We start from the raw sequence: 22,293 nt of genomic DNA, 5'->3' as shown, positions 1-22,293 counted from the left end.
GAGACGCGAGGAGCAGGTCTGCGATCATGGCCGGACCCGCCCCGCCGACTCCGGGAGGCCCGATGACGGTCCTGCTCGTGGTCCTGGCCGTGCTGTGGGCGGCGACCTTCGGATATCTCGTGGTGGTGCTGCGGCAGATCAGCGCGGTGCGGCGCCGGCTCGAGCAGCGCGCCGGGCAGGAGGCCCCGTCGGCCGTGACCCTCGCGCTCGTGGTCCCGCAGCTCGAGCTGCTCACCGCCCGGGTCAACGAGACCGTGGAGCGGGCGCGTCAGGCCTCGACGCGCACCCGCGCCGAGGAGCGCCGCATCCGCTCCTTCATCGCGGACGTCTCCCACGACCTGCGCACCCCGCTGACGTCGGTGCGCGGCTATCTGCAGCTGCTGGAGCGCACCGAGCTGGACGCCGTCCAGCGCGAGCGCCTCGCCGCCGCGCACCGGCAGACCGTCGAGCTCGGCGCGCTCGTGGACCGGCTGTACGAGTACGCGTACCTGCTGGACGTCGAGCCGCGCCAGGAGATCGATTCGCTGGACGTCGGTCTGCTGGTGGGCGAGGTGCTGCTGGGGATGACGGGCGAGATCGAGGGCGCGGGCCTCGAGGTGGAGCTCGACCCACCGACGGGTCTCGTGCTCGCCACCGACCGGGAGATGCTCACCCGCATCGTGCAGAACCTGGCCCGCAACGCCGTCCAGCACGGCCGCGGCACGCTCGCCGTCGAGGTCGCGGGGGTGGGCACGGGGATGGAGCTGCGGTTCCGCAACGGGGTCTCGCCGGGCGCCGAGATCGACACCTCGCGCCTGTTCGACCGCTTCTTCACGGCCGACGCCTCCCGCTCGGGACGCACCAGCGGACTCGGCCTCTCGATCGTGCAGGTGCTGGTCGCCGGGCTCGGCGGCACGGTCTCCGCCGTGCACGATCCGGTCGCGGCGACGCTCGAGATCCGGGTGCGGATCCCGTCGGCCGTGGCGCCGTCGACGCGCTGACCGCTGCCTCCTTCCCGACTGCCCCCGCGTGCCGGATATCCTCGTGCCCCGTCACCGCGGCGCCGATAGCCTCCCGTCCATGCCTGCCGCACCAGCCCCGACGCACCTTCCCCGCAGATGCGCCTCCCTTCCGCCCTCGCCGCCGTCGGCCCCGAGACCCACTACCGCGAGATGGAGCGGATGCTGCGCGGCGAATGGCCAGCGAGTGGGTTTCACCCTCGAAGAGCCGAAGCTGAAGGAGCTGAACGCGTCGTCCGCCGAGATCGACACCGCCGTGAAGGCCGATTCGCCCCAAATCCAGCCTGCTGGCGCCACGAACGTCGCCGCGTGCATCGCCGCGATCGCATGGTTCGCTGCACAGACCGTCTTCCCCACGGTGCGCCTCGCGAACCTCGCCGTCCGCCTCGGCGGGCTCGTCGCCAAGTACGGTGCCCGCACTGTCGCGCGGATCTTCATGGGTGCTCGCGGAATCGCAGGTCGGACCGCCGAGCAGGAGATCAAGGATTTCGCCCTCGCAGCAAGCGGAGTCGGTGGCCTGATGGCCTGCGGACTCTGATCACCTGCACCCGGTCCTTCAGCGGATCTACGCAGTCCGCCAAGATCCCCCGAGAAAGGTCACTTCGCGCCGAGCACTTATGGAGCATTTCGATCGCGATGCATCCAGAAGATGATCGCGGGTGCCGCAGTCACATTGGCCGGCATTGCGCTCATCTTCGCGGATATCCCCCTCGGCGATATTTCAGTGCCTGGGAATCCGTTGCTCGGTGCAGCAATAGCAGTGGCCGGTGCGCTCTATGTGGCGGCGGCTGTCGTCACACTGCGGCGAAGGGATAAACCCTCGGTGCGGCGCTGACCTCACGGCGCGGCCTCGCCCCTGCCCCTCGTGAAGGAGGGACGGGACGAGGACTCGCTTTATAGCCCGTATGGAATGGCAGGACCTGACACCACAGGGCAGGTCCGAGAGCCCCCTGAGGTTCGGGCTCAGCGGCTCTTGCCTCCCTCGCCGAGGGTCGACTCGCCCGGCGCGAGCGCGCCCACGACCCTGTGCGGGACGTACGGCGCCTCGAGCGCGGCGATCTCGTCGGCCGTGAGCTCGAGGTCGAGCGCACCGAGCGCACCGTCGATGTGCGAGGTCTTGGTCGCGCCGATGATCGGGGAGACGACGGGGTCCTTCGCGAGCAGCCAGGCCAGCGCCACGTGCACCCGCTCCACGCCCCGATCCTGCGCGATCCTCGCAACCTGCTCGACGATCGCGCGGTCGGTGTCCTCGGTGGCGTCGTACTTCGACTTCGCGGTCCGGTCCGTGCGGGCACGCTCGGTGTCCGCGTCCCAGTCGCGGGTGAGCCGGCCCGCGGCGAGCGGACTGTACGGCGTCGAGGCGACGCCGAGCTCGCGCAGCAGCGGCATCATCTCGCGCTCCTCCTCGCGGTAGAGGAGGTTGTAGTGGTTCTGCATCGAGACGAACTTCGTCCAGCCGTTCACCTCGGCGACGTGCTGAGCCTGCAGGAACTGCCAGGCGAACATGGCCGACGCCCCGATGTAGCGGACCTTCCCGGAGCGGACCAGGTCGTCCAGCGTCCGCATCGTCTCCTCGATCGGGACGGTGTGGTCCCAGCGGTGGATGATGTACAGGTCGATGTAGTCGGTGCCGAGCCGGCGCAGGCTCGCCTCCGCCTCGGCGAGGATCGACTTGCGGGAGAGCCCGCCGCCGTTGGGGCCCTCGTGCATCTGGCCGTGCACCTTGGTGGCCAGCACGATCTCCTCGCGGTTCGCGTAGTCGACCAGGGCCTTGCCCACGATCTCCTCGCTGCGGCCGATCGAGTAGACGTTGGCGGTGTCGAAGAAGTTGATGCCCGCGTCCAGGGCGTGCTTGATCACGGGACGGGAGTCGTCCTCCTCGAGCACCCACGGATGGATCCAGCGCTCTGCGTTTCCGAAGCCCATCGTGCCCAGGCACAGCCGTGAGACGTCCAGCCCGGTGCGGCCCAGCTTCACGTACTCCATGAGGTCCTCCTCCTGCGGTGATGGTGCGGGCGATGCTCGCCCGGCAGGACCCTGCGGGCCCGACGGCACCATGCTCGCCCACGCCACCCCGAGGTGGGAGGACCTGTCAGGGCACCCCTGGGTGACGACGAGGCGTCGGCCACGCAGGGGAGGCGTATCCCGATCACGGAGCGGACGAGGCAGCGCTGAGGACTGCGGCGAAGCAGTCGTCCCGGTCACATCGGTCTGGTAGTTCGCCACGCCGAACTTCTAACGTCGGCGTGGCTCACCACTGCGAGCCGCAAGCCCTGATATCAGTACATGTAGTGGCCCCAGAGTCCGAGGACACAACATCTAGTCATTCTGGGGAGTTCTGCCATCACCACCGCCACGAACGAAGGAGGAGCTCACGAGCATGACTGCCCAGCGCCCATCGCCCGGGCATGCACCACGAGAACTGACACCGGAGGAATCACCGGACCTCGTGTTCTTCTCGAGCGTCTCGGAGAACACGCTGCGCTTCATCGAGCGCCTGGACCGTCCCGCGGTGCGGATCCCGCTCCGCCCTCGGCTCGAGGGGATGATCCGCGTGTGCCGCCCGTTCGTCCTGGTCGTCCCGACGTACGGCGGTGGGGAGCACGCCGGGGCCGTGCCGAAGCAGGTGATCGCCTTCCTGAACGACCCGGTGAACAGAGGGCTGCTCCGCGGCGTGATCACCGCAGGGAACACCAACTTCGGCGAGCACTACTGCCTCGCCGGTCCCGTCATCTCCCGCAAGTGCGCCGTGCCCGAGCTCTATCGCTTCGAGCTCCTGGGCACCCGGCGCGACGTGGAACGGGTGAATGCGGGGCTCGACCTCTTCTGGAGGCGAGCAGCGCCGTCGACACCGGAGGCACCGACGGAGATGGCAGGCCCGACGAGCGACACGAACGGCAGGAACGACATGAACGACATGAACGACATGAGGAGCAGAACCGCATGACCAGCACGATCCCGACCGACCGAGGCTCCATCACGCCTCCCGGGTACCGGCACCAGCCCACCGCCCGGCTGCGCCCCATCAACTGGAACCGCGTGGAGGACGAGAAGGACCTCGAGATCTGGAACCGGCTGACCGCCAACTTCTGGCTGCCCGAGAAGGTGCCGCTGTCCAACGACCAGTCGGCCTGGCAGGCGCTCGCACCGCATGAGCGCACGCTCACCATGCGAGTCTTCACCGGACTCACCATGCTCGACACCGTGCAGGCGACCGTCGGGGAGATCTGCCAGATCCAGGACGCTCGCACCGAGCACGAAGAGGCCGTCTACACCAACATCGCCTTCATGCAGTCCGTGCATGCACGCTCGTACTCATCGGTGTTCTCGACGCTGACCAGCACCCGGGAGATCGACGAGGCCTACCGGTGGGCCATCGGCAACGACCTGCTGCAGGCACGATGCAAGAAGGTGCTGCAGCACTACTACGGGCCCGACCCCTTGAAGCGGAAGGTCTCCTCCACCCTCCTCTCCAGCCTGCTGCTGTACGCAGGTTTCTACCTGCCGCTGCACTTCTCCGTGCGCGCCACCCTGACCAACACCGCCGACATGATCCGACTCATCCTGCGCGACAAGGCCGTGCACGGCTACTACTCGGGCTACAAGTACCAGCGGGGCCTCGAGGCACACCCGGACCGCCGCGACGAGATGGAAGGATTCACGTACGTCCTGCTGGACGAGCTCTACCAGCTCGAGCTCGAGTACTCCGGGGAGCTCTACGAGCCCCTCGGGCTCCTGGAGGACGTCTCCGCCTTCGTGCGCTACAACGCGAACAAGGCCCTCATGAATCTCGGCTACCCAGCACGCTTCACCGCCGACGAGACGACGGTCCGCCCCGAGATCCTTGCTGCCCTCGCCCCCGGCTCCGACGAGAACCATGACTTCTTCAGCGGCTCCGGCTCCAGCTACGTCATCGGCAAGGCCGAGCACACCAGCGACGACGACTGGGACTTCTGACGAGACGGGGTGCGGACGCTGATCGACCGCAGCGCGATCCGTCCTGCCCCGTCGCTCGGCATCCACCACGCGCTCCCCCAGGGGCGACGAGCGCCCCGCCGGGTCCTGCGTCCGTCAGCGGCACTTGCGGAAGGTCTTGCCTCCGGGCATGCCGTAGCGCTTGCCCGTGTAGCCGCCGTCGTCCGAGTAGGAGATCTCCGGGCCATAGGGCACGCAGCTGGACGATCCGCCGCCGGAGCCGCCCGACCCGGACTTCCCGCCACCGGACCCCGACTTCTCGCCACCGGAGCCGCCCTGGCCGGCTCCACCCGAAGCCCTTCCGCCCGTGCCGCCGGAGCTCTCCTTCTCCGAGCCCGATCCTGACCCGGAGCTCGAACTCGACCCATTGCTCCGCTCCGATCCGCCCTGATCCGTCGCCGCCGGAGCAGCCTCCCGCTCGCGCCTCTCCCGCTCCTCGCGCTCCTCGCGCTCCTGCTGCTCCTCCTCCTCGCGTTCGCGCTCCTCGCGCTCGAGCCGTTCGCGCTCCTCCCGCTCCCGCTGCTCGCGCTCGAGGCGCTCCTGCTCCTCGCGCAGCCGCTCCTGCTCCTCGTCCCAGTCGTCCTTGAGCCCCTGGAGCCGGTCGCGGCCCTCGACGGCCCGGCCGCGCACCTCCTCGGCGGCCTCGCGCTGACCGTCGGCGAACGTCACGGCGAGCGGCAGCGCCAGCACCGCATTCGTGCCGGTCCCGAGCATCTCCGCCTCGAGCGACTCGACGAGCGACTCCGCATCCTCGACCAGCGCCGTCGCCTCGGCGAGCGCGTCGGCCGGGTCGCCGTCGACGGCCGCAGGAATCTGATCTGCCGCGGCGCCGAGCTGCTTGATCTGTGCGGGGACGGTGCACTCGATCGCGGCCGAGAACAGTCCGAGCCCCTCGGCCTCGGCCGTCGCGGCGGCCTCCTCGACCTCGGGCAGGAAGCGGTCGTTGGGTTCGAAGTAGACCGGCACGCCGAGACCCTCGGCGGCGATCTCCGCGTTGACCAGGGATCCCGACTCGTACACCCCGGCGAGGGTCCGGTCGTAGCGATCCAGTCGCTCCTCGTCGTACTCGAGCTCGATCTCGGTCCCGGCGGGCAGACGCTCGGCGAGGAACTCCGTCGCCTCGGGGCCGAGGCACTGCACGGGCAGGTCCGGGTGCTTGGTCTCCGGGGTGTCGATGTTCAGCAGGCGAACCGTCGTCTCCTCCCCGGCGATCACGGCGACGAGGGTGTCGCCGTCGACGACCCGCACCACCGTGCCGGTGCCGCTGCCGTCATCGCAGCCGGCGAGCAGGCTCCCCGCGAGCACGGCGCCGAGCACCAGCGCCAGGCCCCTCCCCCGCTGCGGACCGCTGCCGAGCCCGGCCGCCCGTCGACCGCTCCGTGAACCGTCGAACACGCCCATGACCACCGACATCGCCCTCCCCGACGAAACACACCCAGAAATGGAAGCATCACCTCCCAGTGACGAGCATCGACCCCGGAACGAGGATCTGTCCGGGACATCACACCGCGCCATGCGACCCTGGAGGCCACCCGCCCGAAGGAGTCCTGATGTCCGTCGTCCCTGATCACGCGGCCGAGCTCGGCCACGCCCGCATGCTCTTCTCCCTGCTCGCCGCGCCGAAGCTCCGCCGCGGACTCGGGCAGCTGCTGGCCGGGGACAACGCTGAGACGCATCAGGCCGCGGAGAAGCCGCCGACGGACGGCCCGCTCTCACGCCTGGACTGGCTCAGCAGCGACGGCGATGTCGACGTCCAGGCGCTGCGCCGGATCTCGGAGTCCCTCGCACTGATGCGCTCGGACCGGGCGATCCTCGAGGTGCCGCGGCTCGATGGGATCCCGGTGAAGACCGAGGAGTCCCGCGAGGTCAGCGGCCGGATCGCGCGCCTGGTCTTCGAGCGGGTCGGCCGGGAGCGACGCCTCAGCGAGCCGGAGCTGAACGCCGCGATCGCGATGTTCGCGGCCGACGTCGCGCTGGTGCGCCGCGATGCGGTCGACGCCGGGGTGCTGGAGCGTTCGGCCGACGGCTCCGAGTACCGCCTCGCCCTGTGAGCCGGGCTCTGAGCGCTACCGCCGACGGTTGCCGCCGAACATCCTGCTGAAGCGCCGGATCGTCGGCAGGATGATCACGAAGGCGACCCACCAGAGGTTGAAGTCCGCGCGGAAGAACGCCACCGCCACGATGACGAAGACGATCATCGGCAGCACGCCGCCGAGGACCTGCCTCAGCGTCGGCGCGCTCGAGGAGTCCTGGCCGTCGGGCCCTCGCCCACGGTCGGAGCCGTCGGCGGTGCCATCCTCGCCGAAGCTCCCGAAGCGCGGCCCGGTGTGCTGCGGGGCGTCGCTCGGACTCGAGGAGGGGCCGAAGTCCTGGTCAGCCCGCCGACCGGAGCTGCCCGGGCCGAAGTCCGAGGACCATCCGCTCTCGCCGTTCGGGAGCGGATCGTTGCGGCCCGCCCCCGCGCCGTCCTGCCCGTCGCTCCCGGAGCCGGGCACCGCGCCCTGGCCTCCGCGGTCCTTGCCGCCCAGCCAGGACGGTTCGCCGCCCGGGCCGCTCTCGCCGCTCCCCCACCGATTCATCATCCTCCCAGAGTAGACATCTCCGGCACACCCGTCGCCCGGCACCGCATTCCGGTCTCGCCGAGGCCCCGAACACCCGCACCGCCCCGCCCCTCCCGTCCCCCGGGCGCCCCGGGATACCGTCGCCGCGTGATCCATCTCGACGACGCCCAGGTCAGCACCCTCCTCCCCACCCCGACCGAGCAGGCCGCGCTGATGCGCGAGACGCTGCTCGCCCTCGCCGACGGCTCCGCCTCGGTGACACCGAAGTCCCAGGTCTCCCACGAGGAGGGCGGGTTCGCGAACGCGATGCCCGCCGCGTGGCCGGAGCGCGGCCTGCTCGGCATGAAGTGGGTGACGGTCACGCCCTCGAACCGCGAGCACGGCAAGGAGATGATCGGCGGGCTCATGGTGCTCTCCGCGGCCGACGGATCGACGCGCGCCACGATGGACGCCGCCGAGCTCACCGCCCAGCGCACCGCCGCGGTCACCGGCGCCTCCCTCGCCCTCGACGACCGGCCGATCACCTTTCTGGGGACGGGCGTGCAGGCCCGCTCGCACGCCCGCATGATCGCGGCGCTCGGCCGGGGGCCGCTGACCGTCTGGGGCAGACGGCAGGAGGCGCTCGAGGAGCTCGCCGCCTGGTGCGCCGCGCACGTGCCCGATCTCGAGCTGCGCATCACTGCGGATCGTGGTCGTGCGCTCGCCGGCGCGGGCGTCGTGATCAGCGGCCTGCCCGTGGGCCTGCGCGGCCTCGAGCTCGCTCCCGGGGAGGTCCCGGCCGACGTGACGCTGCTGCCGATCGACTACGCCGCGGTCGCGGGGGCAGCGATCTCCCGCACCGGCACGGTCGTGGCCGACGACGTCGAGCAGTTCGAGTCTCTGCGCCCCCTCAAGCACGGCGAGGGCTACCCCCGGGCGACCTGCGCGACCGGCGACCTGCTGCGCGCAGGCCGTCCGGACGGGCTGGTCGTCGCCCAGAACCTCGGCTCGGGCCTCGCGGACGTGGTGCTCGCCGACGAGGTCGCCCGCGCCGCCGGGGCCTGACCCTCCGCCCGCCCCGTCGGCCCCCTTCCGCCCTCTACGGGGTGGGCGTAACCTGAGAGCCACGACGTCGAGCGGAATCCCCGCCCCTCTGCCGTGCGGTCGGTGCGAGCACCGTGCCGACAGGCCCGTCCACGCTCCTTGGAGGAGCTGGCGAACGGAGGAACCGACATGCTCATCGACGACCACCTCAACCCGCCGCTGACGCGGGCGGACGACCACCTCGAACGCTCTCCGGTGCGATGGGCCGCGACCATCAGCGGGATGTTCTTTCTCGCGATCGGCTTCGCCGGGTTCTTCCCCGGGCTGACGCAGAACTTCAACTCGCTCGAGATGGGCTACGGCTCGGAGGCGATGGTGCTGGGGATCTTCCAGGTCTCCGTGCTGCACAACGTCATCCACCTGCTCCTAGGCGGGGCCTGCGTCGCGATGGTGAGGTCCTCCCTCTCGGCGCGGATGTACCTGCGGCTGGCCGGCGGTCTCTGCGCGGTGCTGTGGATCTTCGGCCTGCTCGTCGCTCCGACGTCGATGGCGAACTTCCTGCCGCTGAACGCGGTGGACACCTGGACGTATCTCGTCCTCGCGATCGTCCTGCTCGGGCTCTCGCTCCTGTCCGGCGAGGTCATGCACTCCTCGACGGGGCGCGCCCGGCACACCTGAGCCCGTCCCCGACCCCGTCCACCGGGGTGCAGCTGCTGCGATCGACGCCGTGACTTCCCTGACCACGCCCCATATGATGATTTCATCATGCCGCTATCCCAGTCTCAGCGTCCCCTCTACGAGGTCAAGGCGAACCTCTTCAAGGGCCTCGCTCACCCGGTCCGCATCCGTCTGCTCGAGCTGCTCTCGGACTCCCCGGAGCTGCCGGTCTCCGCCCTCCAGGCCGAGACCGAGCTCGAGGCCTCCCACCTCTCCCAGCACCTGTCCGTGCTGCGCCGGCACCACCTCGTGGTCTCCGAGCGTCGCGGCAGCCATGTCTTCTACCGCCTCGCCGATCCCCGGATCCGCGAGCTGCTCGCCGTCGCGCGCGCCCTGCTGCTGACGATGCTCAGCGAGGACACCGATCGCCTCTCCGAGGCCCGGTCCCTCCCAGAGATCCAGGGGGTGCACGGTTGAGCCCCGCCCCGACCGCTCCCCCGTCGGCCGCGGTGCCCACCCCGTCGCTCGCGCAGCGGGCCCGACGGGCGCTCGTGCGCTCCCGCGACCTCTGGCCCGCGCGCGAGGACTACCGCCTCACGCCGAAGACCTGGCGGAAAGACCTCCTCGCCGGCGTGACCGTGGGCATCGTCGCGCTCCCGCTCGCTCTCGGCTTCGGCGTCAGCTCCGGGCTCACCGCCGAGCAGGGCCTGATCACCGCGATCGTCGCCGGGCTGCTCGCGGCCGTGTTCGGCGGCTCGAACGTGCAGGTCTCCGGGCCCACCGGCGCGATGGTCGTGGTGCTGGTGCCGATCGTCGCGAACTACGGCGTCGGCGCGATCGCCGCCGTGACCCTGCTCGCCGGAGTCATCGTGCTGGTCACCGGGCTGCTGCGACTGGGGAAGGTCGTCTCGATCATCCCCTGGCCGGTGATCGAGGGGTTCACCCTCGGCATCGCCTGCATCATCTTCCTGCAGCAGGTCCCCCAGATCACCTCCGCCTCCCCGGCCGCCCCGGGCGAGCTGAGCTCGAACGCGCTGATCGCGGCGGTGCAGTCGCTGGCCCGGGCCGACGCCGCGCACCTGGCGTGGGCGGTCGGCGCGGTGCTGATCGTCGCCGCGGTGATGGTGCTCGCCCCGCGGATCCACCCCTCGGTGCCCGGCTCGCTCATCGGGATCGGCGTCGTCGCGGTGCTCGCCGCGCTGCTGCCGACGCCGCTGGCCACGATCGGCGCGATCCCCGCCTCGCTGCCCGCGCCGTCCCTGCCCACGATCGACCCGGAGCTGCTGACCGTGCTGCTCCCGGCCGCAGCCACCGTCGCAGCGCTCGCGGCGATCGAGTCGCTGCTCTCGGCGCGCGTGGCCGGCTCCATGGCCGATACCGGCGCCTTCGACCCGGACCGGGAGCTGGTGGGCCAGGGCATCGCCTCGATCGGCGCGTCGATGTTCGGCGGGATGCCCGCGACCGGTGCGATCGCCCGCACCTCGGTCTCGATCCGGGCCGGGGCCCGCACGCGCCTGGCCTCGATCGTGCACGCGCTGGTGCTGCTCGCCGTCGTCTACGTCGCCGCCGGAGTGGTGGGGATGATCCCGCTCGCGGCGCTCGCCGGGGTGCTGTTCATGACCGCGATCCGGATGGTGCGGGTCGCGACCGTGCGCTCGATCATGACCTCGACCCGCTCGGACGCCTGGATCTTCGCGGTCACGGCGCTGATCACGGTGTCCTTCGACCTGATCTGGGCGGTGCTGATCGGGGTGGTGCTCGCCGCGGTGGTCGCGCTGCGCGCCGCCTCCCGCTCGACCGGCGTGAGCCTCGAGCGGATCGAGGCCGACGAGCCCAGCGAGCTCGACGACGCGATCGTCGCGGTCCGCTTCCAGGGGCCGCTGTTCTTCGTCTCGGCCGAGCGGGTGTTCGAGACCGTGATGGACGTGGGCCGGCCGACGGTCGTGATCCTGCGCCTCGCCCGCCTCGAACGGGTCGACGCCAGCGGCGCTCAGGTCCTCGCCGAGATCGTCCGCGGCCTCGAACGACGCGGGGTGACGGTGCTGATCAAGGGGGTGCAGACCGTGCACGAGCCGCTCTTCCGACGCGTCGGCGTGCTCGCCGCGCTGCGCCACCACAAGCACCTCTTCGTCGACTTCGACAGCGCGCTCGAACACGCCCGCTCGCACGTGGAGCGGGCCCGACGCAGCATCGAGGCGTGAACCGTCTGCGCCTCTCCCGCGCTCGCGTTACCCACCGGTATCCAGTGTGGGGTGCCGGAACAGCTCGCCATTCCAGCACTCCACACTGGATACCTAGGGGTAACCGGCGTGTGCAGCGGGCCGCCGGCGTGCCCGCGCGCCTCACATCGCGCGCCCCTCAGGCCGCGCGGACCTGGGAGGCGCGGCGCAGGCCGAGCTCCTCGCTGGTGCTCCAGCCGCTGAACAGCGCCTCCCCGGGCTCGAGGTCGCGACCCTCGGCGAGCGCACCGAGGTGCACGGGCTCGTAGCCGATGCGGTGCAGCAGGGCGCCGACGAGCTCCGCGGCCCGGTCGTCGTCGGCCGCGAGCGCGATCGCCCGCCGGGACGGGTCGCCCTGGTCGCGGCCGAGCTCCTCGACATCGTGATAGCCGATGTGATTCAGCGTCTTCACCACGTGCGCGCCGGGCAGACGCGCGGCGAGCAGCTCGCTCGTGGACAGCTCGCCGGCGTGGTCGCCGAGCTCGGCGCGGACGGCGTCGACGGCCGCTGCGTCGGCCTCGCCCCAGGGATTGGTCGCATCCATCACGACGGTGCCGTGCAGGGTGCCCGGATCGAGGGAGAGCGCGACATGCAGCGGCACGGTCACGGCGACGACGTCGCTGCTCGCGACCAGCTCGGGGAGCCCGACGGGGCGTGCACCGGGGAGCTTCGCGGCGAGCTCGGTCGGGGCGGCCCGACCGGTGATGGAGACCTCGAGCCCGCGACGCAGCGCCGCGCGGGTGAGGGCGGAGCCGATCTTGCCCGGGCCGAGCAGGCCGAGCCGCGGGCTGTGCGGGACGCGCACGGCGAGGTCCGTGGGACGGCGGACGGGCAGGGCGTCGACCGGCACGGCAGGCAGGGTGTCGACGGGCGCGGCCGCAGCGTCCCCGGCCTCGGGCCGGGCCGCGCGCCGGCTCAGCGCCGCCTCGAGCAGATCGCGGGCGAGGGCGTCGTTGCGGCGGTGGCAGGGCGCGTTGGTGCGCGGGCGGGCGAAGGCGCCGATGGGCAGCTCGGAGGTCCAGGGGCCGACGGCCCACAGCCGCTCGCGCGGGGTCCCGTCGGGGCCGAGCACCCGGTGGCGCGCGTCGACGTCGAGTGTCCCGGGCGAGGAGGCGGACTCCCGACCCACGGCCTCCCGCCCGCCGGCTGCCTCGGCATCGCCGGCGACGAGGTCGCGCAGCAGCGGGTTGGTCGACTCGGCCAGGGACGGCTCGGGCAGGAAGGCGTCGACGAGGGCGTCGGCGGTGATCTCGATCCCGGTGGCGCCGCGGGCACGGAAGCGTCCGGCCTCCTCGTCGGCCGTGATCGAGACGCCGGGGCCGAGGAAGCTGACCACGCCGGCGCGCTCGAGGGCGAGCAGCTGGTGCAGGCGGTGCGGCGGCGGGCCGGAGTCGACGAAGCTGAACAGCGAGTGCCACCAGCGGGGGTAGCCGCTGGCCGCGCCGCCGCGGAGGCGGGTGGCGGGCAGCTGGTCCACGAGCACGCCGTGCAGGCGCAGCAGCAGCTGGAACAGGGTGCGGGCGGCGGTGACGTCACCCTCGGTGCGCTCGCGCAGGTCCGCCTCGATGTGGCCGACGACGGCGTCGCGCGTCGCCTGCTCGGCGTACTGCGGCAGGACCGTCGCGCCGAGGCCGGCGAGAGGCTCGTCGAGCCAGGCCAGCGGCTCCTCCCCGGGCTGCGGAGCGGGGGCGCCCGGGACCTGGTGGGCGATCTCGGCGGCGATCAGCGGCACCACGTCGGCGCGGAAGTCGAGCAGGCCGTGCTCGTCCTCGCGGGCGCGGAGGTTCTCGGCGGTGACGTGCACGAGCTCGGTCAGGCCGGTCGGGGCTCCCTCGTCGCGCACCTTCGAGTGGTACGGCACACCGCGGCGGGAGCCGACCCAGAGCCGCGGCTCGCGCCCGGAGGGGAGGTAGTCCAGGCGCCCGGGCGCCGCCGTCTCGCCGGTCCCGTCGGAGGGCACGAAGCGCCCGCCACGCCCTTCGGTCAGCAGCGCCATGAGGTCCACGAAGGCGAGCCCCATGCCGCGCACGATCACGTCCTGACCGCCGCCGAGCAGGTCGAGCTGCGCGTCGGAGGCCTGGGAGGGGGCGAGATAGGTGCCGCCGTGACGACGGGCGAAGGAGGCCAGCTCGTGACGCGCCGCGGAGGGGCGGGCGTCGGTGTGGCCGGCGGCGAGCAGCAGCAGGTCGGCGGTGAGCGGGGCGCGGTCCTCGAGCTCGATCTGCCAGGCGTCCCCGCCGAGCGCGCGCACCGCGGTCGCCGTGGTGCGGTGCACGGTCACCGAGACCGTGCCGGGCAGCGCCGCGAGGACCTGCCCGAAGAACCACTCGAGGTAGAGGGCCTGGACGCGGCGGGAGGCGAAGTCGGTGGGCTGCAGCGCGTGGATCTCGGCGAGGCGGGCGGTGCCCGCGGTGGGCGCGGCGATGGTGCCGCGGCGGATCCCGTCGGCCCATTCGGCCAGCGACGGACCGGCGACGACGGGCCCGTCGGCCTCGACGGTCTCGTCGGTGAAGATCGAGACGTCGGCGGCGCGGGAGTTCATCAGCAGCAGCGGGCTCTCCTCGGCGCGCCAGATGCGGCCGGCGCCGGGCATGTGCGGATCGATCACGTCCACCTGCAAGGGCGCGGCGGCGAGGCGGTCGGCCGTGCCGGGCAGGGAGGCGTTCGCGCCGAGCCGCTCGAGCACGCCGATCGCGCGCGGCCCGCCGCCGACCATCACCAGGCGGCTGGGGACGTCGCGGGAGGCGACGTCCGCGCCGGTGGCGGACTGTGCGCTGTGCCGGGAGTTCATCCGTGCGGATCCCTTCTGAGGTGCTTCTGTGTCACAGGATGACGGGTCATAGTCGCCACCTTGCATCTTCATTAGAGTCGCTTATAGCGTCGGGGCTCGCAAGCCTCGACCGCCCTGCGGTTCACGTTCCGTCACGGAAGGCACACCATGACCTCCTCCGTCGTCACCCACGACTCCGCCCGCCGCGCCCCGGCATCCGGCGCCGCCTCGGGGGCCGACGTCATGTCGTGCCCGCCCGGGACCGCTCCGCTCGACGCCCCCGAGGGGGCGCCCTCCGACGGCGACCGGCCCGGTCGCGGAGCCCGCGCCTCCCTCGGCGTCGTGAGCGACGAGGAGCTGGCCCGCCTGAGGGTGGTCCCCGCCCGGCACCCGGGCAGGATCGTGCTCGCGGTCCTGGTGGGCCTGCTCGCCGCCGCAGTGCTGTGGTCCTTCGTGACCAACCCGCGCTGGGAGTGGGGCGTCGTGGCGCAGTGGTTCTTCGCGGAGTCGATCATCCGCGGCCTGCTGGAGACGCTGAAGCTCACCGTCCTCGCGGGCGCCCTCGGCTTCGGCCTGGGCCTCGTGCTCGCCCTCATGCGCCTATCGAAGTCGTCCTTGATCTCGAGCGTGAGCTGGACGTTCTCCTGGATCTTCCGCTCCACGCCGCTGCTGGTGCAGCTGCTGCTGTGGTACAACCTCGGCTACCTCTACGAGCGCATCACGCTCGGGGTGCCGCTGACCGACGTGACCCTCGTCGACACGCGCACCAGCGACCTGATGACCCCGATGCTCGCCGCGATCCTGGGCCTGGGCCTGCACCAGGCCGCCTACGCCGCCGAGCTCATCCGCGGCGGGATCCTCTCGGTCGACCAGGGGCAGCTCGAAGCCGCGAGCGCGCTCGGCATCCCCGCCCGCGACCGCTCGCTGCGGATCGTGCTGCCCCAGGCGATGCGCGCGATCCTGCCCACCGCGTTCAACGAGATCATCGGCCTGGTCAAGGGCACCTCGATCGTGTACGTCCTCGCGCACGCCGAGCTGTTCTTCACGGTGCAGCTGATCTACGGCCGCACCCAGCAGGTGCTGCCGATGCTGCTGGTCGCCACGGTCTGGTACGTCGTGATCACCTCGGCGCTGTCGATCGGGCAGTACTACATCGAGCGCCACTACTCCAAGGGCGCGGTGCGCACTCTGCCGCCCACCCCGCTGCAGCGACTCCGCGCCCGTTTCGGCCGCCGCCCCGTCACCGCAGGAGCCCCCGCATGAGCCCCCTGACCTCCCTGCTCCGTCGCACCCCGGCGAGAGCGGGCGCGCCCGGCGCGGCCGCTCCGTCGGCCGGCGCGACCCTCCCGTCGGCCGACGCCCCCTCCCGCGGCGGCCTCGTCGAGATCCGCGGCGTGCACAAGGCCTTCGGCGACCTCGAGGTGCTGCGCGGGATCGACCTCACGATCGAGCCCGGCGAGGTGACCGTGATCCTGGGCCCCTCGGGCTCGGGCAAGTCCACCCTGCTGCGCGCGATCAACCACCTCGAACCCGTCACCAGCGGCCTGATCAGCGTGGACGGCGAGGTGATCGGCTACCGGCGCGACGGCGACCTGCTGCACGAGCTGCGCGAGCCCGAGGTGCTGCGCCAGCGCACCGCGATCGGGATGGTGTTCCAGAGCTTCAACCTCTTCGCCCACATGACCGCGCTCGCGAACGTGGCCGAAGCGCCCCGTCGCGCCCTCGGCGTGAACCGGAAGGAGGCCGAGGCACAGGCCCGCGAGCTGCTCGCGCTGGTGGGGCTCTCCGAGAAGGAGGGCGCCTACCCGCGCCAGCTCTCCGGGGGCCAGCAGCAGCGCGTCGCGATCGCCCGCGCTCTCGCGCTGCGCCCGAAGGTGCTGCTCTTCGACGAGCCCACCAGCGCCCTGGACCCCGAGCTGGTCGAGGAGGTGCTCTCGGTGATCCGCTCCCTGGCCAGCGCCGGGACCACCCTCGTGATCGTGACCCACGAGATCTCCTTCGCCCGCGACGTGGCCGACACGGTCGTGTTCATGGACCAGGGACGGATCGTCGAACAGGGCCCGCCCGCCCAGGTCATCGACCACCCCGCCCATGAGCGCACCCGCACCTTCCTGCAGCGGGTCCGCACCGGCGCCGACGCGCCCGTCGACGCAGAGCCTGCCGGACCCGCCGACCCCAGCGGCCCCGCTGGTCCTGACGCATCTCCCGCAGACCACCCCCGCTCCCACTCCCCGGAGGACCTCCGATGACCCGTCACCTCTCCGCCCCGCCCGGTGTCCCGTCGGCCCCCGCGTCCGCACCGCACCGGCTCCGCCCCTCCCGTCGCACGGTCGCCGCGGGCGGTCTGCTGCTGCCGCTCGGGCTGCTCGCCGCCTGCTCCGATCCCGTGCCCGCCGCGACCGGTGCGGCCGCCGACTCCGACTCCGGCACCGGCTCCGCGGCCTCCGACGGCGGCGGCGCCCCCGCGATCGACACCTCCGGCACCCAGGAGCCGATCCGCGCCGAGGCCGACGAGGAGGTCGCCGCGCTGCTGCCGGCCGAGATCGCCGAGTCCGGCGTGCTGCGCGTGGGCATCAACGGCACCTCCTCGGCACCGCTGTCGTTCCTGGCCGACGACAACCAGACCTACATCGGCTCCGAGATCGACATCGCCCGGATCGTCGCCGACAAGCTCGGACTGGAGTTCGAGCTGAAGCTCACCACCTGGGAGAACTGGCCGCTCAAGCTCGAGGCCGGGGAGTTCGACGTGGTCCACGCGAACGTCGGCATCAACGCCGAGCGGCTGCAGAAGTTCGACTTCGCCTCCTATCGCGCCGCGTTCATGTCCTTCCTCGTGAAGAAGGGGGCGGAGGGCTGGCTCGAGGACGCTGAGTCCCTCTCCGGGAAGATCATCGCCGTCGGCGCCGCGACCAACCAGGAGCGGATCCTCATCGACTGGAACGCCGAGCTCGAGGCGGCCGGGAAGGAGCCGGCGGAGCTGAAGAACTACTCCACCGAGGCCGACACCCTCCTCGCCCTCGGCTCCGGCCGGGTGGACGGCTACATCGCCCCCTTCGCCTCGCTGAGCTTCGTCGCCTCCCGTCGCGATGACGTCGAGCTGCAGGGACGCATCAACGCCGGCTGGCCCGACGAGACCCTCGTGGCCGGCACCTTCCCCGCCGGCAGCGGGCTCGCCGAGCCCTACGCCGCCGCGCTGAACGCCCTGATCGCCGACGGCACCTACGCCCAGGTCCTCGAGCGCTGGCAGCTGTCCGAGGAAGCCCTGACCGAATCCCGAGCCCACACCCAGGAGAACCCGTGAGCACCACCGCCCCGACCTTCGAGAGCACCCGAGCGGGCGCCGCGCCCGGCACCTCCCCGACCGGGGACGCAGGAGCAGGCGTCCTGCCCGTCCTCGCGGTGGACCTCGTCACCGCGCCGCCGCTGCTGGACGGCCTCGCCCCGCTCGCCCGCGGGCTCGAGGAGGCCGGGATCGGCGCGCTGACCCTCAGCGACGGCGGGCTCCATCCGATCCACGTCGCCGCGCACCTCGCCCCGCTGACCCGCGGGCTCGGCCTGCTGCCGCGCACCGACGCGGTCTACGTCGAGCCGTTCCACCTGGCCACGCAGCTGATGAGCCTGGATCACATCAGCCACGGCCGGGCCGGGTGGCTGCTGCAGGCGGAGACCGACCCGTCGGCCGCCGCCGCGGTGGGCCGGGACCTGCTGGGGCTGGAGGCGACCGCGCGCGAGGCGGCCGACGTGCTCGTGGCCGCGCGCCGCGTGTGGGACTCCTGGGCCCCGGACGCCGTGGTGCGCGACACCGAGCGCGGTGTGTACGTCGACGCCTCGCGCCTGCAGTACGCCGACGTCGAGGCGGAGACCTTTTCCGTGCGCGGCCCCGCGATCACACCCCGCTCCCCGCAGGGCCTGCTGCCCGTGCTCGTCGCGGACACCGACCGCGGGGCCGTCGGCGAGCGCGCGAGCACCGAGCTGGTCGACGGACGAGTGCTGGACCTCGACGTCTCCGGCGGCGCCCGCGCCGAGCAGCTCGCCGCCCGGATCGCCTCGGCCCGTGACGAAGGGGCGACGGGCTCCGCGTCGACCGTCGTGCGACTGGTGCGCCTGGTGGGGCTGGACCTCGAGGCCGACCCGCTGGGCACCGCCCGCGAGCTGGCCGCCGAGCTGCGCGCCCGCGATCTCGTCTCCGGCACGTCCGCCCCCGGCCGCACCCTCCGCGAGCTGCTGGGCCTGCCCGAGGCCCCCTTCGACCTCGATCCCGCCCGGCGCGCCGACCGCGCCCGTCTCACCCGCGAGGAGTCCGCATGACCACCGCCCAGTTCCCCACCCTCGCCGAGTCCGGGCTCTCGCCCGAGGCCGCGGAGCTCGTCACCGGCCCCGACGAGCACCCCATCCACCCCGAGCACACCCCCACCGGGCAGCTCGCCTTCGGCGTGTTCTTCCAGGGGGTGAACTCCTCGACGATCTGGCGCCTGCCCTCCAGCGGCGACCAGGTCGCCTGGGAATCCTTCGAGACGCTCATCCGCACCGCCGAGCGCGGGAAGTTCGCGGCCTTCTTCCTCGGGGAGGGGCTGCGGCTGCGCGAGCACCGCGGTGTGCCCTTCGAGCTCGACGTCGCCGGGCGGCCCGACGCGCAGACCCTGCTCGCCGCCCTCGCCGCGGTGACGAAGGACATCGGCCTGGTCGCCACGCAGAACACCACCTACAACGACCCCGTCGACCTCGCGCGGCGCCTGCAGACCCTGGACCTGCTCTCCGCGGGCCGCGCCGGCTGGAACATCGTCACCACCGACAACGCCTGGACCGGGGAGAACTTCCGCCGCGGCGGCTATCTCGACCACGCCGACCGCTACACCCACGCAGAGGCGTTCGTGCAGGTCGCCGAGCAGTACTGGCGCGGTGAGCAGGTCGCGCACGACGGTGCCCACTACTCGGTGCGCGCGCAGGGCGACCTGCCCCGCTCCGCACAGGGTCGGCCCGTGCTCTTCCAGGCCGGGGCCTCCCCCGCCGGGCAGGACTTCGCCGCCCGCACGGCCGACGTCATCTTCTCCCCCCACGGATCCCTCGCCGCGGCGGTCGAGTTCCGTCGCAGCATCGTCGAGCGCACCGTCGCCGCGGGCCGCGACCCGGGCAGCGTCAAGATCCTGCCGGGCGCCGAGATCGTGCTCGCACCCACCGAGGCCGAGGCCGAGGAGAAGATCCGCTGGGTCCGCGACCTGCAGATCGGCCCCGAGCAGGCCATCGCCCTGCTCGAGCAGTACTGGGGGCGGGACCTCTCCGAGTTCGATCCGGAGGGCCCGCTGCCGGACGTGCCCCCGGAGGTCGTGGAGTCCGGCGTGACCCGCGGCAGCGGCTTCCAGTTCGCCAAGGCGGAGGAGCTCACCCGACAGTGGCGCGAGGAGGCCGCGCAGAAGGGTCAGTCGATCCTGGAGTTCGCCCGTGCGAAGTCGGGCTCGCGCCGCGGCGCCTTCACCGGCAGCTACGACGCGGTCGCCGACCGTCTGGTGGAGTTCGCGCGGCTCGGGGCGATCGACGGGCTGAACATCACCCCGTGGCTGATCCCCTCGGGGCTCGACGACATCGTCGACCACCTGATCCCGCGCCTGCAGGAGCGGGGCGTCTACCCGACCGAGTACGCCGGCTCGACGCTGCGCGAGAACCTGGGCCTCCCCCCGGTCTGAGCGGGGGCGGGCTGGGCAGCCCAGTGTGGCCGGGCAGCACGGCGGGGTCCGCAGCCCGGCGGGGTCCGCAGCGCGGCGGGGCCCGCTGCCCGGCGCAGCCCGGTTACCCGGGGGTATCCCATGAGAAGTGCTGGAATGTCTGCTCTTTCCGACACTCCACACTGGATACCCCCGGGTAACTGCCCGCGCCCCGCCGACCCCACAGCCGCCGCGCCCCGCCGACCTCACGCCCCGCGCCCCGCCGCGCCTCACGCCCCGCGCCCCGCGCCCCACCACCCCGCGACGCGCACCTCGCTGATCGCCGAGCGCGAAGTCATAAGTCAGGCTTGCCACCGGCGACTACCATGGACGTCATGGACCCCCGCAGGCTGCTCATCTTCCGGACCGTGGTGCGCAACGGCTCGATCGGCGCCGGTGCGCGCGAGCTGGGCTGGACCCAGCCCGCCGTCTCCCAGCACCTCGCCGCGCTCGAGAAGGAGGTGGGCACGCAGCTGCTGCTGCGCTCCTCCTCCGGCATCTCGCCCACGGAGGCCGGCTCGCGGCTCGCGCTGCACGCCGAGGCGATCGCCGCGCAGCTGCACGCCGCGGAGGAGGAGCTCGCCGACATCACCGCCCTGCGCCGCGGGACCGTGAAGTTCGGGACCTTCCCGTCGGCCGCGGCGGTGCTGCTGCCCCCGGTGCTCGCGCGCCTGACCGAGACGGCCCCGGAGCTCGACGTGACCTTCGACGAGCTCGAGCCGCCGGACGCGGTCCCGGCCGTGCGCGAGGGCGAGCTCGATCTCGCGCTGGTGTTCCGCTATCCGTGCAGCGACATCGGCGACGAAGGCGCTCTGGAATGGACCCCGCTGGTGGAGGACCGCGTGATGGTGGTGCTCCCGGCGGGCCATCCCCGCGCCCAGGATCCGGATCTCACGCTCGGCGACCTCGCCGAGGAGCCGTGGATCGCGGGCTGCGAGCGGTGCCGGGCGAACCTGCTCTCGAGCGCGCGTCGAGCCGGGTTCACGCCGCACGTGCGCCACTCGACCGACGACACGATCGTGGTGCAGCGCCTGATCACCCACGGCGGCGGCGTCGCGCTGATGCCGGAGACGACCCTCGAGGCGGCGCCGCCCCGGGACGACCTCGTCGTGCGGCACCTGCCCGACCTGGACGACCGCATGATCGGGCTGATCAACCGTCGTGGTGCGCTGTCGATCCCGGCCGTCGCCGCACTGAAGGACGCCCTGGTCGCCCAGACCACCGAGCGACTCGCCACCGCCGCGATGATCTGACGCGCCACCTCCGCGTCGACGCCCCGCTTCACTGCGGGCGACCTTCCCTCCGCAGTGAAGGTCGCCTGCACAAGGGGGCGTCCAGCGGCACGCCGCGACGCTCAGCTCCAGCGCGTGCCGCTGGACGCCTCTTCGTGCAGATCACCTTGCCCGGCTGGCGGCCGTACCCTGGTCGGGTGACCAGCACCGCTCCTGCCTCGAAGCCCCGCGTCCCCGCGCGGGCATGGCTCCGCCCGGCGCTGATGCTGCTCGGAGGAGCGCTGGCGGCATTGCTGTTCGTCCAGGTCGACCAGCACCTCGCCGCTCTGGCGATCGGCGTGTTCAGCCTGTTCATGGCGTACTGGACGAGTCCGCTGCGCTCCGGCCCCCATGTTCCGCTCGCCGCGGCGCAGGCCCGGGCACGGGAGGCCGCCGGGAAGCACGTGACGATCGTGCTGTGGGCGCCGGGCGATCCGGGCTCGGCCCGTCTGCAGGCGGCGATCCGCAGCCCGCGCGAGGACCTGGTGTGGGTGAACGTGTTCAAGGATCCTGCGGCGCACGAGCTGCTGACTCGCTATGGCGGCGAGCGGATGCTCCCCCTCGCGCTCCAGGGCGAGGACGCCGCGCACATCGACAACGTGAGCGAGCTCTTCGCCTTCCAGGATGAGGCGCGTCGGCCCGGCTCGCCCGGCGACGGCGCGGCACCGGACTTCCCGGCCGACGGAGAACCGGGCGACCCGCGCCCCTGACCGCTCGGCGGGCCGGCCGGATCAGGCGCCGGGGATCTCGCCGATCACGACGGTCCACTCGCGGGCGGAGCGGTCCACGATCACCCGCTCGCGCTTGAAGGGGTCCCCGTCGAGCTTCGCGAGGGCGTCCTCGGCCGAGTCCGCGACCACGATCAGCAGCGCCGTGGACCCGTCGTCCAGCGGCCCGGACAGCAGCAGCGTGCCCTCGCGATGCAGCTCGGCGAGGTGCTCGCGATGCTCGGGCCGGAACGTCGCCACCCGCTGGGCGTCGTCGGTGTAGGTGTACTGGACGGCGAAGACGGCCATGGGATCCCCTCGGTGCGCGGCGGCCGACGGCGATGCCGGCCGATGATCGTCCGCCCATCCTGCCGCACCGTGCGCTGCGACCGACGGGACGTCCGGGGCCCGGG

Annotated in this window: 20 protein-coding genes and 1 pseudogene; 16 read left to right on the top strand and 5 right to left on the bottom strand. The window is 72.5% G+C overall.

The genetic code is table 11. The features are described 5' to 3' along the window. Positions 1-62: 62 nt before the first annotated feature. Both D1648_RS02210 and D1648_RS02205 read left to right on the top strand, forming a co-directional pair. Positions 63-980, top strand: coding sequence for a HAMP domain-containing sensor histidine kinase (locus D1648_RS02210; protein ID WP_164518546.1), 918 nt, complete (start codon positions 63-65; stop codon positions 978-980). Between the two features lie 205 nt (positions 981-1,185). After that, entirely contained in the window at positions 1,186-1,536 is a 351-nt protein-coding gene (locus D1648_RS02205) for a hypothetical protein (protein WP_122939180.1), read from the top strand. Positions 1,537-1,961: 425 nt separating this feature from the next. On the opposite strand, the gene D1648_RS02200 is transcribed toward D1648_RS02205, so the two are convergent. Then, positions 1,962-2,984, bottom strand: a complete 1,023-nt coding sequence (locus tag D1648_RS02200; RefSeq protein ID WP_122939179.1) for an aldo/keto reductase — start codon at positions 2,982-2,984, stop codon at positions 1,962-1,964. 394 nt (positions 2,985-3,378) lie between these two features. On the opposite strand from D1648_RS02200, the pseudogene nrdI reads away from it, so the two are divergent. Both nrdI and nrdF read left to right on the top strand, forming a co-directional pair. Then, a pseudogene (gene nrdI / locus D1648_RS02195) lies at positions 3,379-3,834 on the top strand (class Ib ribonucleoside-diphosphate reductase assembly flavoprotein NrdI); the annotation flags it as partial. Positions 3,835-3,941: 107 nt separating this feature from the next. Further along, the gene (gene nrdF, locus D1648_RS02190) at positions 3,942-4,955 is read left to right on the top strand and encodes a class 1b ribonucleoside-diphosphate reductase subunit beta (RefSeq protein ID WP_122939177.1); all 1,014 of its coding nucleotides are present in this window, start codon (positions 3,942-3,944) and stop codon (positions 4,953-4,955) included. A gap of 114 nt (positions 4,956-5,069) precedes the next feature. Here the strand turns inward: nrdF and D1648_RS02185 are convergent, their stop codons facing one another. Further along, positions 5,070-6,386, bottom strand: coding sequence for a thermonuclease family protein (locus D1648_RS02185; RefSeq protein WP_122939176.1), 1,317 nt, complete (start codon positions 6,384-6,386; stop codon positions 5,070-5,072). 137 nt (positions 6,387-6,523) lie between these two features. Between D1648_RS02185 and D1648_RS02180 the strand changes: the two genes are divergently transcribed. Further along, complete coding sequence (locus D1648_RS02180) at positions 6,524-7,024, top strand: DUF2087 domain-containing protein (protein WP_122939175.1); 501 nt, start codon at positions 6,524-6,526, stop codon at positions 7,022-7,024. Between the two features lie 15 nt (positions 7,025-7,039). Here D1648_RS02180 and D1648_RS02175 read toward each other — a convergent pair whose 3' ends face one another. Beyond that, entirely contained in the window at positions 7,040-7,555 is a 516-nt protein-coding gene (locus tag D1648_RS02175; RefSeq protein WP_126281964.1) for a hypothetical protein, read from the bottom strand. A gap of 126 nt (positions 7,556-7,681) precedes the next feature. On the opposite strand from D1648_RS02175, the gene D1648_RS02170 reads away from it, so the two are divergent. The 4 genes from D1648_RS02170 to D1648_RS02155 all read left to right on the top strand — a co-directional run bounded on the left by D1648_RS02170 (position 7,682) and on the right by D1648_RS02155 (position 11,415). Beyond that, positions 7,682-8,578 (top strand): ornithine cyclodeaminase, encoded by an 897-nt coding sequence (locus tag D1648_RS02170; RefSeq protein ID WP_122939173.1) that lies wholly within the window; start codon positions 7,682-7,684, stop codon positions 8,576-8,578. 168 nt (positions 8,579-8,746) lie between these two features. Further along, positions 8,747-9,235, top strand: a complete 489-nt coding sequence (locus tag D1648_RS02165; RefSeq protein WP_122939172.1) for a DUF4383 domain-containing protein — start codon at positions 8,747-8,749, stop codon at positions 9,233-9,235. Positions 9,236-9,322: 87 nt separating this feature from the next. Continuing rightward, positions 9,323-9,691, top strand: a complete 369-nt coding sequence (locus D1648_RS02160) for a helix-turn-helix transcriptional regulator (RefSeq protein WP_122939171.1) — start codon at positions 9,323-9,325, stop codon at positions 9,689-9,691. 32 nt (positions 9,692-9,723) lie between these two features. Continuing rightward, a complete protein-coding gene (locus D1648_RS02155; protein WP_122939170.1) occupies positions 9,724-11,415 on the top strand; it encodes a SulP family inorganic anion transporter in 1,692 nt (563 codons plus the stop codon). Between the two features lie 157 nt (positions 11,416-11,572). On the opposite strand, the gene D1648_RS02150 is transcribed toward D1648_RS02155, so the two are convergent. Beyond that, positions 11,573-14,224 carry an FAD/NAD(P)-binding protein gene (locus D1648_RS02150; protein ID WP_122939169.1) on the bottom strand — a complete coding sequence of 884 codons (2,652 nt, stop codon included), beginning with the start codon at positions 14,222-14,224 and terminating at the stop codon, positions 11,573-11,575. A gap of 147 nt (positions 14,225-14,371) precedes the next feature. Between D1648_RS02150 and D1648_RS02145 the strand changes: the two genes are divergently transcribed. The 7 genes from D1648_RS02145 (at position 14,372) to D1648_RS02115 (ending at position 21,883) form a co-directional block, all read left to right on the top strand. Continuing rightward, on the top strand, positions 14,372-15,466 hold the full coding sequence (locus D1648_RS02145; RefSeq protein ID WP_122939168.1) for an amino acid ABC transporter permease: 1,095 nt from the start codon (positions 14,372-14,374) through the stop codon (positions 15,464-15,466). Beyond that, positions 15,463-16,452 (top strand): amino acid ABC transporter ATP-binding protein, encoded by a 990-nt coding sequence (locus D1648_RS02140; RefSeq protein WP_122939167.1) that lies wholly within the window; start codon positions 15,463-15,465, stop codon positions 16,450-16,452. The genes D1648_RS02145 and D1648_RS02140 overlap by 4 nt, the downstream gene beginning before the upstream one ends. After that, entirely contained in the window at positions 16,449-17,504 is a 1,056-nt protein-coding gene (locus D1648_RS02135) for a transporter substrate-binding domain-containing protein (RefSeq protein WP_122939166.1), read from the top strand. Before D1648_RS02140 ends, D1648_RS02135 begins: the two co-directional genes overlap by 4 nt. Further along, positions 17,501-18,511: an LLM class flavin-dependent oxidoreductase gene (locus D1648_RS02130; protein WP_122939165.1), complete on the top strand. Its 1,011-nt coding sequence runs from the start codon at positions 17,501-17,503 to the stop codon at positions 18,509-18,511. The genes D1648_RS02135 and D1648_RS02130 overlap by 4 nt, the downstream gene beginning before the upstream one ends. Next, positions 18,508-19,884, top strand: coding sequence for an LLM class flavin-dependent oxidoreductase (locus tag D1648_RS02125; protein WP_122939164.1), 1,377 nt, complete (start codon positions 18,508-18,510; stop codon positions 19,882-19,884). Before D1648_RS02130 ends, D1648_RS02125 begins: the two co-directional genes overlap by 4 nt. 353 nt (positions 19,885-20,237) lie before the next feature. After that, positions 20,238-21,155, top strand: coding sequence for a LysR family transcriptional regulator (locus tag D1648_RS02120; RefSeq protein WP_122939163.1), 918 nt, complete (start codon positions 20,238-20,240; stop codon positions 21,153-21,155). 176 nt (positions 21,156-21,331) lie between these two features. Next, positions 21,332-21,883 carry a hypothetical protein gene (locus tag D1648_RS02115; protein WP_241155321.1) on the top strand — a complete coding sequence of 184 codons (552 nt, stop codon included), beginning with the start codon at positions 21,332-21,334 and terminating at the stop codon, positions 21,881-21,883. 21 nt (positions 21,884-21,904) lie between these two features. Here D1648_RS02115 and D1648_RS02110 read toward each other — a convergent pair whose 3' ends face one another. Next, positions 21,905-22,189 carry a YciI family protein gene (locus tag D1648_RS02110; protein ID WP_122939162.1) on the bottom strand — a complete coding sequence of 95 codons (285 nt, stop codon included), beginning with the start codon at positions 22,187-22,189 and terminating at the stop codon, positions 21,905-21,907. Positions 22,190-22,293: the final 104 nt, after the last annotated feature.

It is taken from the genome of Brachybacterium sp. EE-P12, assembly GCF_003711805.1.
In the GTDB taxonomy this organism is placed as follows: Bacteria; Actinomycetota; Actinomycetes; order Actinomycetales; family Dermabacteraceae; genus Brachybacterium.
This window is presented reverse-complemented; position numbering and strand designations above follow the sequence as displayed.

What these genes read in the sequence shown, in the direction of transcription:
- nrdF (WP_122939177.1), top strand. Translation starts at nt 3,942, where the DNA reads ATGACCAGCACGATCCCGACCGACCGAGGCTCCATCACGCCTCCCGGG.
- D1648_RS02140 (WP_122939167.1), top strand. Translation starts at nt 15,463, where the DNA reads ATGAGCCCCCTGACCTCCCTGCTCCGTCGCACCCCGGCGAGAGCGGGC.
- D1648_RS02150 (WP_122939169.1), bottom strand. Translation starts at nt 14,224, where the DNA reads ATGAACTCCCGGCACAGCGCACAGTCCGCCACCGGCGCGGACGTCGCC.
- D1648_RS02210 (WP_164518546.1), top strand. Translation starts at nt 63, where the DNA reads ATGACGGTCCTGCTCGTGGTCCTGGCCGTGCTGTGGGCGGCGACCTTC.
- D1648_RS02200 (WP_122939179.1), bottom strand. Translation starts at nt 2,984, where the DNA reads ATGGAGTACGTGAAGCTGGGCCGCACCGGGCTGGACGTCTCACGGCTG.
- D1648_RS02175 (WP_126281964.1), bottom strand. Translation starts at nt 7,555, where the DNA reads ATGATGAATCGGTGGGGGAGCGGCGAGAGCGGCCCGGGCGGCGAACCG.
- D1648_RS02110 (WP_122939162.1), bottom strand. Translation starts at nt 22,189, where the DNA reads ATGGCCGTCTTCGCCGTCCAGTACACCTACACCGACGACGCCCAGCGG.
- D1648_RS02145 (WP_122939168.1), top strand. Translation starts at nt 14,372, where the DNA reads ATGACCTCCTCCGTCGTCACCCACGACTCCGCCCGCCGCGCCCCGGCA.
- D1648_RS02120 (WP_122939163.1), top strand. Translation starts at nt 20,238, where the DNA reads ATGGACCCCCGCAGGCTGCTCATCTTCCGGACCGTGGTGCGCAACGGC.
- D1648_RS02185 (WP_122939176.1), bottom strand. Translation starts at nt 6,386, where the DNA reads ATGTCGGTGGTCATGGGCGTGTTCGACGGTTCACGGAGCGGTCGACGG.
- D1648_RS02160 (WP_122939171.1), top strand. Translation starts at nt 9,323, where the DNA reads ATGCCGCTATCCCAGTCTCAGCGTCCCCTCTACGAGGTCAAGGCGAAC.
- D1648_RS02125 (WP_122939164.1), top strand. Translation starts at nt 18,508, where the DNA reads ATGACCACCGCCCAGTTCCCCACCCTCGCCGAGTCCGGGCTCTCGCCC.
- D1648_RS02180 (WP_122939175.1), top strand. Translation starts at nt 6,524, where the DNA reads ATGTCCGTCGTCCCTGATCACGCGGCCGAGCTCGGCCACGCCCGCATG.
- D1648_RS02135 (WP_122939166.1), top strand. Translation starts at nt 16,449, where the DNA reads ATGACCCGTCACCTCTCCGCCCCGCCCGGTGTCCCGTCGGCCCCCGCG.
- D1648_RS02165 (WP_122939172.1), top strand. Translation starts at nt 8,747, where the DNA reads ATGCTCATCGACGACCACCTCAACCCGCCGCTGACGCGGGCGGACGAC.